Source organism: Bacteroides mediterraneensis, from assembly GCF_900128455.1.
Classification (GTDB): domain Bacteria; phylum Bacteroidota; class Bacteroidia; order Bacteroidales; family Bacteroidaceae; genus Phocaeicola; species Phocaeicola mediterraneensis.
The window spans coordinates 642,229-658,890 of sequence record NZ_LT635783.1; the positions used below are offsets into that span (position 1 = coordinate 642,229).

9 protein-coding genes and 1 riboswitch are annotated in these 16,662 nt (G+C 51.2%); of the genes, 4 read left to right on the forward strand and 5 right to left on the reverse strand.

The annotated features are described in order from the left end of the window. Window positions 1–62 precede the first annotated feature (62 nt). Window positions 63–2,459, forward strand: a complete 2,397-nt coding sequence (locus BQ7480_RS02615; protein WP_072541600.1) for a S9 family peptidase — start codon at window positions 63–65, stop codon at window positions 2,457–2,459. Between the two features lie 738 nt (window positions 2,460–3,197). On the opposite strand, the gene nrdG is transcribed toward BQ7480_RS02615, so the two are convergent. The 3 genes from nrdG to BQ7480_RS02630 all read right to left on the reverse strand — a co-directional run bounded on the left by nrdG (window position 3,198) and on the right by BQ7480_RS02630 (window position 7,960). Further along, the gene (gene nrdG / locus BQ7480_RS02620; RefSeq protein WP_072541601.1) at window positions 3,198–3,659 is read right to left on the reverse strand and encodes an anaerobic ribonucleoside-triphosphate reductase activating protein; all 462 of its coding nucleotides are present in this window, start codon (window positions 3,657–3,659) and stop codon (window positions 3,198–3,200) included. A gap of 15 nt (window positions 3,660–3,674) precedes the next feature. Then, window positions 3,675–6,059 (reverse strand): anaerobic ribonucleoside triphosphate reductase, encoded by a 2,385-nt coding sequence (locus BQ7480_RS02625; RefSeq protein ID WP_072541602.1) that lies wholly within the window; start codon window positions 6,057–6,059, stop codon window positions 3,675–3,677. Window positions 6,060–6,088: 29 nt separating this feature from the next. Next, a riboswitch (cobalamin riboswitch) is annotated at window positions 6,089–6,274 on the reverse strand. 255 nt (window positions 6,275–6,529) lie between these two features. Then, on the reverse strand, window positions 6,530–7,960 hold the full coding sequence (locus tag BQ7480_RS02630; protein ID WP_083581736.1) for a CCA tRNA nucleotidyltransferase: 1,431 nt from the start codon (window positions 7,958–7,960) through the stop codon (window positions 6,530–6,532). Between the two features lie 309 nt (window positions 7,961–8,269). On the opposite strand from BQ7480_RS02630, the gene BQ7480_RS02635 reads away from it, so the two are divergent. From BQ7480_RS02635 to BQ7480_RS02645, 3 genes are all read left to right on the forward strand, one after another. After that, the gene (locus BQ7480_RS02635; protein WP_072543866.1) at window positions 8,270–9,094 is read left to right on the forward strand and encodes an outer membrane protein assembly factor BamD; all 825 of its coding nucleotides are present in this window, start codon (window positions 8,270–8,272) and stop codon (window positions 9,092–9,094) included. A gap of 93 nt (window positions 9,095–9,187) precedes the next feature. Then, window positions 9,188–11,533: a glycoside hydrolase family 3 C-terminal domain-containing protein gene (locus BQ7480_RS02640; RefSeq protein WP_083581737.1), complete on the forward strand. Its 2,346-nt coding sequence runs from the start codon at window positions 9,188–9,190 to the stop codon at window positions 11,531–11,533. Window positions 11,534–11,615: 82 nt separating this feature from the next. Beyond that, complete coding sequence (locus BQ7480_RS02645) at window positions 11,616–13,190, forward strand: transglutaminase domain-containing protein (protein WP_083581738.1); 1,575 nt, start codon at window positions 11,616–11,618, stop codon at window positions 13,188–13,190. 206 nt (window positions 13,191–13,396) lie between these two features. Here the strand turns inward: BQ7480_RS02645 and BQ7480_RS02650 are convergent, their stop codons facing one another. Further along, window positions 13,397–14,908 (reverse strand): IS1182 family transposase, encoded by a 1,512-nt coding sequence (locus BQ7480_RS02650; RefSeq protein ID WP_083581734.1) that lies wholly within the window; start codon window positions 14,906–14,908, stop codon window positions 13,397–13,399. Window positions 14,909–15,087: 179 nt separating this feature from the next. After that, on the reverse strand, window positions 15,088–16,662 hold the full coding sequence (locus BQ7480_RS02655; RefSeq protein ID WP_072541605.1) for an efflux MFS transporter permease: 1,575 nt from the start codon (window positions 16,660–16,662) through the stop codon (window positions 15,088–15,090).

The following is a 16,662-nucleotide window of genomic DNA, read 5'->3' on the forward strand; positions in this document are numbered from 1 at the left end:
CGGAGAAAGGTTTCTCTGTTCTTTGTGTCTTTTTTGTGTAATCCATCTAATAGAATAAAGGAATGAGAAAGAAAATCCTATTGGCCGCTATCTTGTGTGGCGGCTTTTGCCTGACGGCAATTTCGGGCGGGGAAGCGGAAGAGCGTCTGCCCGGTTATCTCCAGGCGGAAAAGTTTACCAAGAGTAAACTCGACAAGATGTTGTTTTCGACCATGGTCGACCCGCACTGGTTCCAGCAGGGAACGAATTTTTGGTTTGAGTATAAGACCAGCGAAGGAAAGTTCTGGTATGTGGTCAATCCCACTGCCAAGCGCAAGGACTTGTTGTTCGACCGGGACCGTCTGGCTTCGCAGTTGACGGAGATTGTGCAGGATCCCTTCGAGGCACATCAGTTGCCTATTGCTGATTTGAAGGCGGGAGAAGACGGACGTACCTTTACGTTCAAGGTGGTGTCAAAAGCTGACTCTACGTTCTATTTCTCGTACGACTATCCCACTCAGAAGCTGACATACCTGAAGGACAAGGAGAAAGAACCGGAGCAAGTGGACTGGGCTTCCGTATCGCCGGACGGACAGCGGGTGATTTATGCCAAGGATTGCGATTTGTATTATATGAGCATTGCCGATTACCAAAAGGCCCGGAAGAACGAGAAAGACAGCACTATTGTGGAGGTGCGCCTGACGAGTGACGGAACGCCGGATTTCGGCTATGGTATTCCTTATAGCACGCTGAATACGGATACGTTGTGTAATGGCAAACGCCGGGGTGCATGGGGATACTGGTCGCCCGACTCTAGGTACTTTGTGACCATCATTGCAGACCAGCGGAATGTGAAACCGCTGTGGGTTATCAATTCCATTGCGGAACCGCGTCCTACCCTGGAGACCTATAAGTATGAGATGCCGGGAGAGACCGGTATGCCGGAATATCATCTGTATTTGTTCGATGTACAGGCGGGAACGCGGAAGGAAATCCGTACGGCGGCTTGGAAAAACCAGTCGATTGACTTGGAAGGAAAGCCGCTGGAACAGAAACAGCGCGACAAGGAACTGATACCGCGTATCTGGCAGGGCGATAACCAACGTTTCTTCCTGACTCGCAGCAGCCGTGACTTGCATCGCATTGATGTATGTACTTATACTTTGGGCGAGGATTCCATTGTGCCGGTGGTAAAGGAACGGATGAATACCTATCAGGAAACCCGCCCTATCCATGTGTTGAACGGAGGAAAAGAGTTTATCCAGTGGAGTGAACGTGACGGTTGGGCACACCTTTATTTATACGATGACAAAGGAAACCTGAAGAACCGCATTACGGAAGGTCCTTGGCACGTAGAACGTGTGGTGAAGGTGGACGAGGCTACCCGTACCGTATATTTTGTAGCCAACGGACGCGAGAAAGGCGAGAATCCGTATTACGAGCATTTCTACAAGGTCAATGTGAACGGCAGCGGATTGAAGCAGCTGACACACGGTGAGTTCTTCCACGATGTAGAGATGGACGATGAGGCCCGTTTCTTCGTGGACAATTATTCACGGGCCAATACCATTCCTTGTGCGGACTTGTTGGACCGTAACGGCAACAAGGTGATGACCATACAGGAAAGCGACTTTTCTTCTTTGAAAGCAGCCGGTTACCAGTTCCCGGAGCCGTTTAAGGTAAAGGCAGCCGACGGAGTGACCGATTTGTACGGCATAATGTACAAGCCGTTTGATTTCGATTCTACCAAAGTTTACCCGATTATTGACTATGTCTATCCAGGTCCGCAGGTAGAAGCCGTGGATTATCCGTTCCGACGGATGAGTGTGCGTACCGACCGCTTGGCACAGGCTGGATTTATCGTGATAACCGTGGGGCAGCGTGGTGGTCACCCCAGCCGTTCCAAATGGTATCACAACTACGGTTACGGCAATATGCGTGATTATCCGCTGGCCGACCATAAGGCGGCTGTGGAGCAGCTGGCAGCGCGTTATCCTTTCATTGATATCACACGGGTAGGTATTCACGGACATTCCGGAGGCGGATTCATGTCGACTGCGGCTATTTGTCAGTATCCGGATTTCTACAAGGCTGCCGTATCGTGTGCAGGTAATCATGACAACCGTATTTACAACCGCTGGTGGAGTGAAACCCATCACGGTGTGAAGGAAGAAGTCTCCGAGAAGGGAGATACGACGTTTGCCTATAAGATTGCTACCAATCCGGAAATTGTGAAGCAGTTGAAGGGACACCTGATGCTGGTACATGGCGACATTGATAACAATGTACATCCGGGAAATACCATTCGTGTGGTCAATGCCATGATTCGGGCCAACAAGCGTTTCGACATGCTGATTCTGCCGGGCCAGCGCCACGGCTTCGGCGACATGGATGAATATTTCTACTGGCGTATGGTGGATTTCTTCTCAAAATACCTGAAAGGAAAGCAGGAGGATTCGGTCGATATTCCCCAGCGATAACTCCTCATCATGTGAGATAACTTTATACAGCGGGAGGGCTCTGGCAGTCATTCCGCTGTTTTTTTGTGGATGCTGTCCGAATTATCTGAATGGAAAGTGTGTACAGTGTTTTCTACGGAGAATGGAAGCAGCCTCTTAGCCTCAGATAGCAGACGTAGGGGCACAAAAAAAGCGAGAGCTCATCAGAACCTCCGCTGCCTTCCTAAAGAACCCCCATTTAAGGGTTCTTTTCATCTTCTTAATTTTTGTGTCTTTGTTATCCTTTTTACTTTTTCTTTTTACCAGAAGATATTCCAATACCTTCTCAAACTTAATTCCTGAAAACTTTTACCTTTAAAATCTAATACCTGTACTTAATAATAATCTAATACCTTAATAGTCTAGCTAATACCTTAAATAAATTGCTTTTTACCTTTTTAGTCTCTCTATTCTAATACCTTTTCTAATTCTCTTTTTATCCATTGGTTTCACAACCACACTGCAAAGGTAAATCTTTTTTTATTGACTGCAAGAAGTAGCACATTCTTTTTTTAATAAATAGTTGTTTTCATGATATAAATCAAGAAATGGCTTATTGGGGGCTTTGTGCACGAAAACGATGCTCCGTGTGCGGAAACGGTGGTTCTTGTGTACGATAACGGGAGTGAGAAGGGAAGAAAATGACAAAATAAAAGCCGCATTTTTAGTTGCGAATTTATGAACTAAAAATGCGGCATGTGTCAAAAACGCGGTAAATCCTTATTTCAGTTTAAGAATCCGTTGGTTGCTGCTTCCGCAGAAATCCAGAAAGGGGGAATAGAGCGACTCGATGAAAGGACCGTCCACCAGCACATGGATGTAGGGGAGGAGTTCTTTGCGTTCAGGGTCCTGAAGGAGCTGTTCGTAGGTGTAGCCCGTATAGCACCAGATGTGCATTCCTGTGCGTTGGCTGATAGCTTTCAGTACCGGGAGGAACTCTTTCGGGTTGAAGAAGGGGTCACCTCCCGAGAAAGTCACTCCGTCGAGCAACGGATTGGCATTGATTTCCTGAATCATCTGCTCCAGCACCTCCGGTGTGAGTGGTTTCCCGGCTTGGGGGTTCCAAGATTCCGGATTGTGGCAGCCCTTGCAACGGTGGCTGCATCCGGCCAGGTAGATGGAGTACCGGATGCCCTCTCCGTCGACAATGGTTTCTGGATACGTGTATAAATAATGTAACATCACTCGTAAGAAGGGTTATGCATGCTTTACACGGTCACGCTCTTCGGCTCGCTTGGCCGAGTTCCAACTGTTGAGGTCGCCTGTCAGGTAACCGGTGATTCGGCGCATGCGCAGGATGTTTTCCCCGTTGCACACCGGACAGCGGCTGTAGATAACTCCCTTGTAACCGCAGTCGTGGCAGGTGTCTACCGGATGGTTGATGGAGCCGTAGCCAATCTGTTCGTCGTGCATCACCTTGACAATCTTGGCGATGGCCTTCACGTTCTTCTGTGCTTCTCCATCCAGTTCCACGTAGGTGATATGCCCGCCTCTGGTCAAGGCATGGAAAGGAGCTTCCCGCTTGATTTTCTCCACAATCGTAATCGGCTCTTTCACATCCACATGGAACGAATTGACATAGTAGTCGCGGTCGTTCACTCCTTCGATGAGGCCGTATTTTCGTTTGTCCATCCGGGTGAAACGGCCGGAAAGCCCTTCTGCCGGGGTAGCCAGCACGGAATAGTTCAAACCGTATTTCTGCTTATAAGCCTCTGCCACTTTGTTCATTTCTTCTACGGCCGCATAGAGCGTTTCCCAGGCTTTCGGATTATGTCCGTGTCCCTGTCCGTAGAGTGCCACCATGGCGTTGTGTCCTCCGATGAAGCCGATACCCAGGGTACCCTGGTTCAGCACGTCACCCACCTCCTCATTCGGATGAAGCTGTGCACCGCCTTTCCATACATTGTTGCCCATCATGAACGGGAACTGCCGGGCGAGGGCCGTACGCTGGTATTGGTAGCGGGTGTATAATTGCTCTGCAATAAATTCCGCCATGGAGTGCACCGACTGGAGGAAGAATTCCCGGGCCTTTTCCAGACGGCTTTCCGGAGTCTCATCCACAAGGGCCTCCGCTTTGCGATGTGCTTCGATGGCCAGTCGCGGCAGGTTCATGGTCGTGAAAGAGAGATTGCCTCTCCCCAGTGAGGTCTTTTCTCCGTGCAGGTTCTCGAACACGCGGGTACGGCATCCCATGGTCGCCAGCTCGTAGCGGTAGCGTTTCGGGTCGTCGGCCCGCCATTTCTCGTGTGCGTTGAAAGGAGTGTCCAGGAACATGAAGTTCGGGAACAACGCCTTGGCCGTGGTGCGGCAAGCCTGCAGGAAGAGGTCGAAGTTCGGACATTCGAAAGTCACCTTTCCTTCAAGGGCCGCTTCAAAGTCCTGCATGGCCAGCTGATAGTCGGCATCGGAATAAGTCACCCCGTCCTTGACCTTGAAAATCTGAATCGGGAACACCGGCACCTCTCCGTGGTTGCCCAAGCCCTCGATGGTGGCTTTCAGCAATTCCTGGATGACCATTCTTCCCTCGGCCGAGGTGTCTGTACCGTAATTGATGGAGCTGAAAACCACCTGGTTTCCTCCGCGGGAATGCATGGTGTTCAGGTTGTGGATGAAGCCTTCCATAGCCTGATGTGTGTCTTTGCGGGTCTGTACCAGCGTTTTGCGCAGCACGTAGTCCAGTTCCCCCCGCGTCAGCGTAAGCCCTTTGTCGGCCAGGAAGCTGAGGTAAGCGTGAAGAGTCTCTTCTCCGGCTTCAATACGCTGGAAATGTGTGCGTATGCCCTGAAGGATTTCTTTTTCCTCCGTTTCTATCCCTTTGAGATCGAACAACAAGCCGAGGTGTGTAGCCAGAATCTTCTGGAAACTCTTCAGCACTCCTTTGGCCATGAAAAAGTCAAAGGCCGGAATAGCCTGTCCTCCATGCTGCTCGTTCTGATTGGTCTGGAAGATGATGGTCGCCAGTGTAGCATAGCTCTGGATGGACTGCGGTGTGCGGATACTCCCGTTTTTGGTATGGAAACCCCGTTCGAACAGGTCATCCAGGTCGTACTGGATACAGGTCGTCGTTTTAGTAGGATAATAATCCAGGTCGTGAATGTGGATGTCGCCCAACTGGTGTGCCTCGGCATACTGCTTGGGCAACAAATATTTGTAGGTGTAATCCTTGGTGATTTCAGAAGCGAACGTCATCATCTGTCCGGCTGGCGTATGACTCGACATGTTGGCGTTGCTCAGGTTCACATCGTTCTTGTCGATGGCCACGATGCCGTCCATGATGTGTTTGATATGCGTTTTACGCTCCCGTTCAGTGTTGCGCCACTGGCGGTAGATGATGTATTTCTTGGCCACCTCCGGCTGTACCTTCATCAGCTCGTTTTCCACGAGGTCCTGGATATCTTCCACCCCGATGGTCTGTTGGGTGAAATGCGACACCACCTGTCGGGTGATGGCTTCTATTTCCTCCTCCTGGAAGTCGATGCCGGTTGCCTTGAACGCTTTACCGATGGCATTGGTGATTTTGGCGGCCGAAAAGTTCTCCTGCTTTCCGTCGCGCTTGATGATACGGATTTCTGTCAGATTCATTTTTCTGTAAATTAAAGAGTGAGACATAAATTTAGGCTTTTCCGGGCAGGTCTTCTGACTGATCTCTCGCCGTAGACGCCTTCCCATGAGCGGGCTCACAGTGGCTTGCAGAGCGTGTCACGGTTTCCACAAGAATCACAGCAGCAGGTACTGTCGCCGATTTGCACGGCATTCCCTTTTGAAACGGTTAAGTTACCTTCGGAAAAGTGAGACAAAGATAGACGTTTGGGAGGAAAATAAAAAATGAAAATTTAGACAAGTTTCTAAATTTGGCAAACTTTTTCAGTATAAATTCTGCTTACAGCATGTTGTGGCTGTGTATTTTGGTGAACTGTAATTTATACTGGTATTTTAATGTTGGAAACTTCTGTGTTATTCCTTAATTTAAGAGAGGAAGGGAATAAGAGAAGAAAAAGTCCCTCACAACCCCCGGCAGCAGCATGCATACGGGCATCGTGAGAGACGGCAGATTATTTTTTTTCGGGCAGGTTGATCGGTGTCAGGCCCATCTGTTCCGCTTTTTTCAGCATAAAGTCGAAGGCCGCATCGTGTTCGTTCGGAATCACCCCGTCGAGGATGGCGTCCTTGATGGAACTTTTCAGGCTGCCGATTTCACGGCAAGGCTGGAGGTTGAACACGTGCATGATTTCAGCTCCGTCTACCGGCGGTTGGAAGTTCCGGATACGGTCTTTCTCTTCCAAATCCTTCAGTTTCTGGCGCACCAGCTTGAAATTGTCCAAGAAGCGCTGTTTGCGGGCTTCGTTCTTCGAGGTGATGTCGGCCTCGCAGAGCATCATCAGGTCGTCGATGTCGTCGCCGGCCTCAAACAGCAGACGGCGTACGGCCGAGTCGGTCACTTCCTCGTCGGCAATGACGATGGGGCGCATGTGCAGTCCCACAAGCTTCTGCACGTATTTCATCTTCTCGTTCATCGGGAGCTTCATTTTGCGGAAAATTTCCGGAATCATCTTTTCCCCGATGAAATTATGATTGTGGAAAGTCCATCCCGCCTTGGGTTCCCAGCGTTTCGTTCTCGGTTTGCCGATGTCGTGGAGCAGGGTCGCCCAGCGCAGCCACAGGTCGTTGGTCACCTTGGAGATGTTGTCCACTACCTCCAGGGTATGGTAGAAATTATCCTTGTGTCCGCGTCCGTTGCGTACTTCCACCCCTTGCAGGGCCACCAGCTCCGGGAAAATCAGTTCCAGCAGTCCGCAGCGGTCCAGGTCGATAAACCCTTTCGACGGAACCGGCGACAAGAGTATCTTGTTCAGTTCATCGGCGATGCGTTCGCGGGAGATAATCTTGATGCGGTCCTTGTTGCGTTCCAGTGCCGCAAAGGTCTCGTCGTCGATGTAGAAATTCAGCTGTGTGGCAAAGCGGATGCAGCGCATCATGCGCAGCGGGTCGTCGCTGAAGGTGATGTCCGGGTCGAGCGGCGTACGGATGGTCCGTTCCTTCAGGTCATCCAGTCCTCCGAACGGGTCCACCAGCTCTCCGTAGCGGTCCTTGTTCAGGCAGACCGCCATGGCATTGATGGTAAAGTCCCTCCGGTTCTGGTCATCTTCCAGCGTACCGTCTTCCACCACGGGTTTGCGGCTGTCGTGGCTGTACGATTCTTTCCGTGCCCCCACGAACTCCACTTCCGTGTCCTTGAATTTGACTTGTGCCGTACCAAAATTCTTGAATACGGATATATGAGCACCTCGCCCCAGCTTCTTCCCGAAAGCCTGTGCGATTTCAATTCCGCTTCCCACTACCACTACGTCGATGTCTTTGGAAGGTCGGTTCAGGAAGATGTCTCTCACATATCCTCCCACCACATAACATTCCAGTCCCAGCTCATCGGCTGTTTCCGAGATCAGTTTGAAAATTCGGTCGGTGAAGTGTTCTTTTAATTCCATTCGATGTATCTTTTTCAATTTGCCTGCAAAGGTACAAAAAATCCTGTGAAATTCTGCACCGGCTTTTCTTGCCGCGTGCGAAAGCCTTGGGAAAAACGTCGGTATGTGGAGGGAAAAACCTTTCGTCCAGTTCTAGGGTTTCCTTGCGTGAACCCTATATCCCGCGGTCGGGAAACGTACGTTTCTGCGCCGGAAAACCTACGTTTCCGCACCGGGAAACATAGAAAATGCGGTGAAAAAAGAAAAAATGTGCGGAAAAGTTCCGGAAAATAGTTGTATTTTTGTCGCTATAGAATCATGTATAAACGTATGAAAAAGATAGGATTATTGATCTTTCCCATGGCGGTGGCACTGTGTGGATGCCAGAGTGACGAAAAGCGTGCCGGCGAATTGTTCCAGCGTGCGGAAACGGCGTACGCTGCCGGTGAGTATAGTTTGGCCAAGTTGCAGATTGACAGCATCCGCAACCTGTATCCCAAGGCTTTTGAGGTGCGGAAAGCCGGCATCAAGCTGATGCAGCAGATTGACCTTGCCGAGCAGACCAAGACCCTGGGCTATCTGGACAGTATGATGACGGTGAAGCAGGCGGCCCTCGACTCCATCAAAGGAAAGTTCGTGTTGGAAAAAGATACCGCCTACCAGGAAGTTGGCAATTATTTCTATCCCACACAGGTGGTCGAGAAGAACATCGGGCGGTCGTTCCTGCGTGCACAGGTGAGCGAGCAAGGCGAGATGTCGCTCACTTCCATCTATTGTGCCGGAGGAAGCATCCATCACACGGCAGTGAAGGTGAGCGTGGACGATACGTTTGCCGAGACACCACAGTCGGTCGACAGCTATGAGACCACCGACTTGGGCCGCCCGGTAGAGAAAGCCGACTACAAGCTGGGGCAGGACGGAGGCGTCATTGCCTTTCTGGTGGCCAACCGCGACAAGAAGAACATCCGTCTGGAGTTTATCGGCGACCGTAACTACAAGACGGTGATGCGTCCGGACGATGTGAAGGCTGTGGCTGAACTGAGCGAGCTGGCGCGTGTGCTTTCTGCAATGGAGGAAATCAAGAAAGAGCAGAAGGAAGCCAACCTGAAAATCAAGTTTGTGAAACGGAAGATGGAAGAGAATCCGGAAGAATAAAATTACCGGGAATTCTTTTTTACGTATAGATTTTGTGTGCAGCAGGGAGCAATGCCTGTTGCACATTTACTTTTTGTAGAAAAATTTAGTATTATGAAATTCAGACATGCGTTTACGTGTACGGTATTTGCCACCATGATTACGGCGACTATCGGTGCACAGGAAGCTCCCCAGCTGGGAAAGGCTCCGTTGGAGGAAGTGATTCAGGCAATGACCCTGGAAGAGAAAGTCAGTTTGTTGGTCGGCAGTGCCGGAAAGATAGAGAGTGACCAGACGGCGGCCATCGGAAATCAGGGCGCGTTGGTGCCGGGAGCCGCGGGCGAGACCAATGCGATTCCCCGCTTGGGTATCCCGGCGACGGTGTTGGCGGACGGGCCTGCGGGGGTACGTATTTCGCCGACGCGTGACAATACGAGCCAGACTTTCTACTGTACCCATTTTCCGGTGGAAACCTTGCTGGCTTCTACCTGGAACACGGAACTGGTGCATCAGGTGGGCGAGGCCATGGGAGAAGAAGCAAAACGCTATGGCGTGGATGTCTTGCTGGGACCGGCTACCAATATCCACCGGAACCCGCTGAACGGACGAAACTTTGAATATTATTCCGAAGACCCTTTGCTGGCAGGCGAGATGGCAGCGGCCATGATTGAAGGTGTCCAGTCGAACGGGGTCGGCACTTCGTTGAAGCATTTTGCCCTGAACAACCAGGAAACAAACCGTACCAGCAACGATGTGGTGGTGTCTCCGCGTACCTTCCGGGAAATCTATCTCAAGCCGTTCGAAATCGCGGTGAAGAAGGCGAAACCGTGGACCATCATGAGTTCTTACAATAAAATCAATGGTACGTATGCTTCGGAGCGTGCCGACTTGCTGACCGATATTTTGCGGCACGAATGGGGCTTCGACGGGATGGTGATGACCGACTGGTTTGGCGGACAGCACACCACCTGGCAGATGGAAGCCGGCAATGACTTGCTGATGCCGGGAAAGAAAAGCCAGTGTGAAGACCTCATCAAGGCCGTAAGAAGCGGGGTGTTGTCGCAGGACATCATCAACCGGAACGTCCGTCATATCCTGGAATACATCCTCCGTACACCGCGCTTTCAGGGATACCAGGCTACGAACGACCCTGATTTGCCGCAGCATGCCCAGATTACGCGGGCTTCGGCTTCCGAAGGTATGATTCTGTTGGAGAACAAAGGTATGACGCTTCCGTTGGATAAGAAGGCGGCCAAACGCATCGCCCTTTTCGGTTGCACGTCGTACGACTTCATTGCAGGAGGTACCGGCAGTGGAGATGTGAACAGCCGGTACACCGTGTCTTTGTCCGAAGGATTGAAGGCAGGCGGCTTTAAACTGGATAAAACTTTGACCGGTTTGTACGAAACCTATCTGGCTGAGCAGAAAAAGAGTCTGGAAAAGTCCGAAGGATTCTGGGGACACCGTCCGCGGGCCAAAGAGATGCAGCTCGGTAAGGCACAGCTGGCACAGGCCGCTTCACAAAATCAGGTGGCCATTGTGACCATCGGCAAGACATCGGGTGAATTCCTGGACCGCAGTATCCGTTCCAATTTCAATCTGGTGGCAGAGGAAAAAGAACTGATTCAGCAGGTGTGCGAAGCATTCCATGCTCGGCAAAAGAAAGTGATTGTGATATTGAATGTCTGTGGCGTGATTGAGACCGCCAGCTGGCGCGAGCTTCCCGATGCCATCCTGCTGGCTTGGATGGGCGGACAGGAAGGCGGGAATACTGTAGCCGACATTCTGGCCGGGAAAGTCAATCCGTCGGGCCGTCTGCCGATGACCTTCCCGATGCAGTATGCCGATGTGCCTTCCAAAGACAATTTCCCGGACCTCGATGCCATTTCGGAAGAAGATATGAACAAGGCGCTCCAAAACTTTGTGGATGTCCGTACGTCCGGCGACAGAAAGAATTTCGATGTGACCACGTACGAAGAAGGTATCTTTGTGGGGTACCGTTATTATGATACGAAAAATGTACCGGTAGCCTATCCGTTTGGATTTGGCCTGTCCTACACCACCTTCGATTATGCGGATGCGTCGGCACAGGTAGAAGGCGATTGCGTGAAAGTGTCGCTGAAAGTCAGGAACACGGGCAAGGTGGCCGGAAAGGAAGTCGTGCAGATTTATGTCTCGGCTCCCGGAAAGGATATGTCCAAGCCGAAGAAAGAGCTGAAGGCATTCCAGAAGACGCCGTTGCTCCAGCCGGGTGAGACACAGGAACTTCAGTTCCAGATTCCGGTGGAGGCACTGGCTTCCTTCAATGAAAAAGACAGCCGTTGGCAAGTGGAGGGTGGACAGTACCAAGTACAGGTAGCCCAGAACAGCCGGGATGTAAAAGTGAGTCTCCCGGTTCAGCTTTCGGAAAGAATCACGGAAACCGTACAACCCTTGATGTTGCCGGTGGCAGAGTGGTAAACTTTTCGGATTTCCAAACATTTTAGCCGTATAGATTGTTATAGGAGGTGAAAAAAATCACACAATCTATACGGTTATTTTTATGAAGCAATTATTTCCCATGACCTTGGGGCTGTGGGTGGTATGTGGTTTGTTCCTTTTCGGTTGCCGGAAGGAAAAACTGGAGACACCGCCTGAAAAATCCCCTGTAGAATCGGTCGATGAGACACAGGAGAAAAAAGAATCCGATACGGAAACGGAAAAAGAGGAAGACACCTCCAATGAACAGGAGGGAACAATGGAGGAATCCGGGAAAGAGAGCGATGCATTCCGCGCATTGACCAACGGCGTCTTGCGGGGTGAGAAAGAAATCGCTGTCAGGGAATTTCATATCCCCACTGCCAAGGCAGACAGTGTGTACAATGCGTTCTTGCGCAGTCATCCCCTGTTGTTTCACCTGAAAGTCAGTGGGAATATCGGTTACCGGGTGGATTTGGAGCATCCCGAATACCTGGCGGCTTTTCTGCCGCAATATGCTGTTTTGCCGACCGCCCTGCCCGACATTTATCCACGTCTGGAAGAAAGCATTGAAAATTTCTATGCCTTGTTGGACTATCGGATGAGCCAAGCGGAGGTTGCCTATACCCTGTATCAGAAACTTTGTCAAGAGGTCGTATATGGAGAACGCAACGAAGATTTCCCTAATCTGGCATACGCTTCTTTCTCGGCATTGGGCGTTTTTCTGACGCACAAGGCGGTCTGCCAAGGCTACAGCCTGTCGTATTCTTTGTTGATGAACGGACTGGGTATCCCGACCGATTATGTGACGGGAGCCATTGCCGGAACTTCCGGGCATGCGTGGAACCGCATTTATCTGGACGGGAACTGGTATCATGCCGACGCGACTTTTGATGACGCCAGCACCTATAGGATGCCGAGAATGGGAAGCATCAACAAATATTTCCTTTGCTCGGATTACTTGTTCTATGGTGCGTTTGCCCATCCGAAGCCACATTTGAACTTGCAGGAGCGTATTTATGCGCCCTCCGGGCATAAGTTTGATTCGGAGAAGTGTGTGGTCCGCCGGTACAATACCAAGGGAGAAGTCATTAAGACCGAGGCCCGCTATGTCGACGGATATTGGTATTACCAGACGGCCCGTGGTGGGAAAAAGCAAATTCTGAAAAGCGATTTCTGCGGGCAGCAGGCACAGGTTATCCGGCAGTTGCAAATGCCCTCGGTTATCGAAGATGTGGACCGGATGCAATATACCCGCGACCGGATTTATTTTATTGACTATCTCAATGGTGACTATTTTATCTGTTCGATGAACTATGACGGAAACGGTTTCCGGCAGGAGAAAAAGATTTCGTACATCGACGCGGTAAACCCCAAACTGAAATTGTCGCGTGACGACAGTGCGCCGGTTCCGGTGTGTAAAGGAGTTATCGCTTTGAAGGCAGAAACCATGCTGGCCCGCTTGAGGCTGCTGTATTGCCATGGCAACGACGATTATTTCGAATTGTCGCAACCTCAGGCCAAGGAGCTGGAGGCATTGGTGAAGAAAGTGGAGCCGCTGCTCGAAAAACCGATGGATGAGGCGCAGGCTGATGGGTTGGCCAAGGAGATGCGGGCAAAGCGAAAGGCCTACAGTGTGCCGTGCTCGGTGAGACCTTGAGACATTTTGATACTACAGCATTCCCATGAGTAGAGATTTTGAAGGGAGGACTGTAGAAAAAGAGGCTGTCTCAAAATGAATTGAGATGGCCTCTGTCGTTTCATATCAGACTGAAGTCGTTTGGATTTTTCTCAAAAAAAGGAATTTACAAGTTTCTTTCTACAGATTTCATCGCTTTAAACGGTTTTTTCTTGGTCAGAAGCCTCCTAAGAGGCTACTTTTGCAAGATTATGCGCTATGGCCAGCAGGCCAAATTCAATTTCCACCTTCTTCAGTCCACGGAGATGGAACCTCTTGAAGTGCTTGTTGTTCTTGAGGTTTCCAAATACGGCTTCCACATCCTGCGGCCGCTGGCTCCGGTATTTAAGACCTTCCGCAGAAAGGAGTTTCTCACGTTCCCTTTCCTTGATTTTCCTCAGCCTGTGGTTTACCTGCACAATCCTTTCCGACCGGCTTCTGTGACACCGGCATCTTAACGGGCAGCCCTTGCAGTTCCGGGCCCTGTACCTTGAGATGGTCTGTACAAAACCGTTGTCCGTCGTCCGCTTTACATCGGAGAGTCTTTTCATCCTCTGTCCCATCGGACAGTACATCCCGTCGGTTTCTTCATTATAGTAAAAGTTGGCAGACAGGAACGGGTCATTCCTGAAGCTCCTTTTCTGTTCCTTGTGGAAATAGCTGTACTTTATGAAGGTTTCAATGCCATGCCTGAAGGCGTACAGGTAGTTCTCCTCGCTTCCGTATCCGGCGTCACAGACGGACACGTCAGGATATCTGCCGTACAGGGAATGGAAGTCTTCCATGTGCAGGGGATAGGTGGAGGTGTCACCGGCACACTGGTGGAGGGTATAGTTCAGGATGAACTGTCTGTTGGTACTGACCTGCGGGTTGTATCCGGGCTTGAGCTGCCCGTTCCTCATGTGGTCCTCCTTCATCCGCATGAACGTGGCGTCGGGGTCTGTCTTGGAGTAGCTGTTGCGCCCATCGAGAATCTTTCCCTGGGATTCATATTTCTTCAGCTGTTCGGGCCATGCCTTCCTCACGCGCCGAACCTTGGCCTTCACTTTCCGGTCCGCATCCGTTCCCTCCAAGGCTTCATGTATCTGCTCCAGCGCCCTTTCCACCTTCTCGGGGGTGATGTCCTGGTAAGTGACGGGAGCGGAGTCGCGCAACTCCTGCTTGGTGACGGACTCGGCGTACCGCCATATTTCCTCAAGCTGTTCCGCGATTCTGGAGATGCGGGTGTGGATGGACTTGCCCCAGACGAACGTATAACGGTTGGCGTTTGCTTCCATCTTCGTCCCGTCGGTGCAGGCCACGTCCAGACTTACAAAGCCCTCCGCCACGAGGAACTTCACGATGGTGGCGAAGACGGTCTTGAGCACATCCTTCAGCCGACTGCTGCGGAAACGGTTGATGGTGTTGTGGTCAGGAGTCACATTGCCGGTCAGCCACATGAAGCGGATGTCATTGCGGCAAAACTCTTCGATGCGGCGGCTGGAATAGATGTTGCGCAGATAGGCATATACCAGAATCTGCAGCATCATGCGGGGATGGTAGGCCGGACAGCCTTTGACGGAGTACTTGCGGTAAAGTTCTTCCAGGCTGATCTGTTCAATGATACGGTGAACAACCCGGACCGGGTCGTTCTGGGGAATAAAATCGCCTAAACACGGAGGTAAAAGCAGATTATCGTTGGAGGTATAGTTTTTAAACATTATCTTTGGGATATATTGCTTGATTCCCTAAGATACAAAAAATTAGGGAGACGGGCAAGTCCTGACTGAGCGAAGTTGGGGCTTGCCCGATTTTTTTTGCAGACACAAAAAAGGCCATCTCAAATTATATTTCAATTTGAGACAGCCTCTTTTTTTATCCTTCACATCGTCGTTGATAATTAAGCATTTTCACGTTTCATGAGGTGCTTGATGCGTCGGATGCGGGGCAAACGTCCCACTACATTTTTATTTAAGAACTTCTCGAAAAGGATGAGAGCCAGAAACAAGACACCGACGATACAGACCCAGCCATACATCTCTTTCAGGCTGACCAGCGTGGCCTGTTTCATGGCTTCCCCGTAGATGCTGTGGAAAGTCTGTGCATTGAGGGCCGTGTTTACCTCATCCAGTTCGATGGAGAGGGTCTGGAAGTTTTCCGGTAAGATGTGTTGCCATATCCGGCTATAGATGGCACCTCCCAGTACGGAACCGAATCCGGTACGGATGAAACCCAGAATGGACAGCACCTGAAAGAAATGCTGGAAAGGGACGATGCCGGTGACGTACACCGTGAGCGAGATGTACAGAATGATGTAACCGGCTCCGCGCAGCAGGGTAGGGCCATAGAGCCATTCGATGTTCATGTTCGGGTCGATGAGGAAGTACATGAAACACTGGTAGCCCACAATCAAGGCAAATCCTAAAAAGACGGGCACTTTGTATCCTCCGTGCAGGCGGACGTGCCACTGGTAGGCAAAGATGCATCCCAACACCGTACCTCCCAGGTTCCACCAGTTCAGCGAGACATCGTTCAGCACGTCGTATTGCAGGATGCCGTGTGTGAAGATGTTTTGCAGGACGGTCGGTGCCGCCAGAAAGAAGCAGAGCATCAGGAACAGGAAGAGCAGGGACGTGAGGTTGCGATATTTGAAGGCTTCCAGGGCGATGTACGGATGCCGGCGGACAATCATCCGGTGGATGCTGAGGGCCAGCGAGAGAATGGCAATCAGGGTACCGAGGAGGATTTGCAGGGAATCGAACCAGTCGTAGAACTTGCCATATTCGAACACGAAGATGACAGACAGCAGGAAGATGGACCACAAGGCTCCTCCCAGCCAGTCGATGCCGAACAGGGGCAGCGGCTTCATGAACCGGAAGTGGCGGGTGAGGGCTGCCGTGAGTCCCCACAGTACGAACAGCAGTCCCATGATGAACCAGTGCATGGAGTGCCAGTTGCTCCAGTAGCCCAGGTAGACGGTGAGCAGGCCTGAAAGCTGGATGCTTCCCAGTACAATCATATACACCACGGGGAAGAACACGGCGAAGTTACGGGTCGGTGTCAGACTCAGCTGTACGTTCGACAGGGCTTCGAAGGTGCCCCACATGCGCAGCATGCCCGCAATGAAGCAGACAATGACCAGCACCGGGAGGCTTTCGGTATGCATCGTAATCAGGTTGCACACAATCAGGGCCGGACACACGAACAGCAGGATGCTGCGGGTGGTGAACCGGAATTTCAGGCGGAACAGGATGGGGAAGATAATCGTCATGCCCACGAAGGAGGCATAGCCGGCCATCATCACATCTTCCTGCATCAGGGCCAGTGAGCCGACCATCTGCGACACGGACGACAGGTAGATGCCACCGCTGAACTGGAAGGCCACGGCGAAGAAGAGACAAAGAAACACCCGTATCTTGTCCGGTACGAAGTCGCGGAACATCATGACGCGGGTAGGCATATTCGGTCCGGCCAT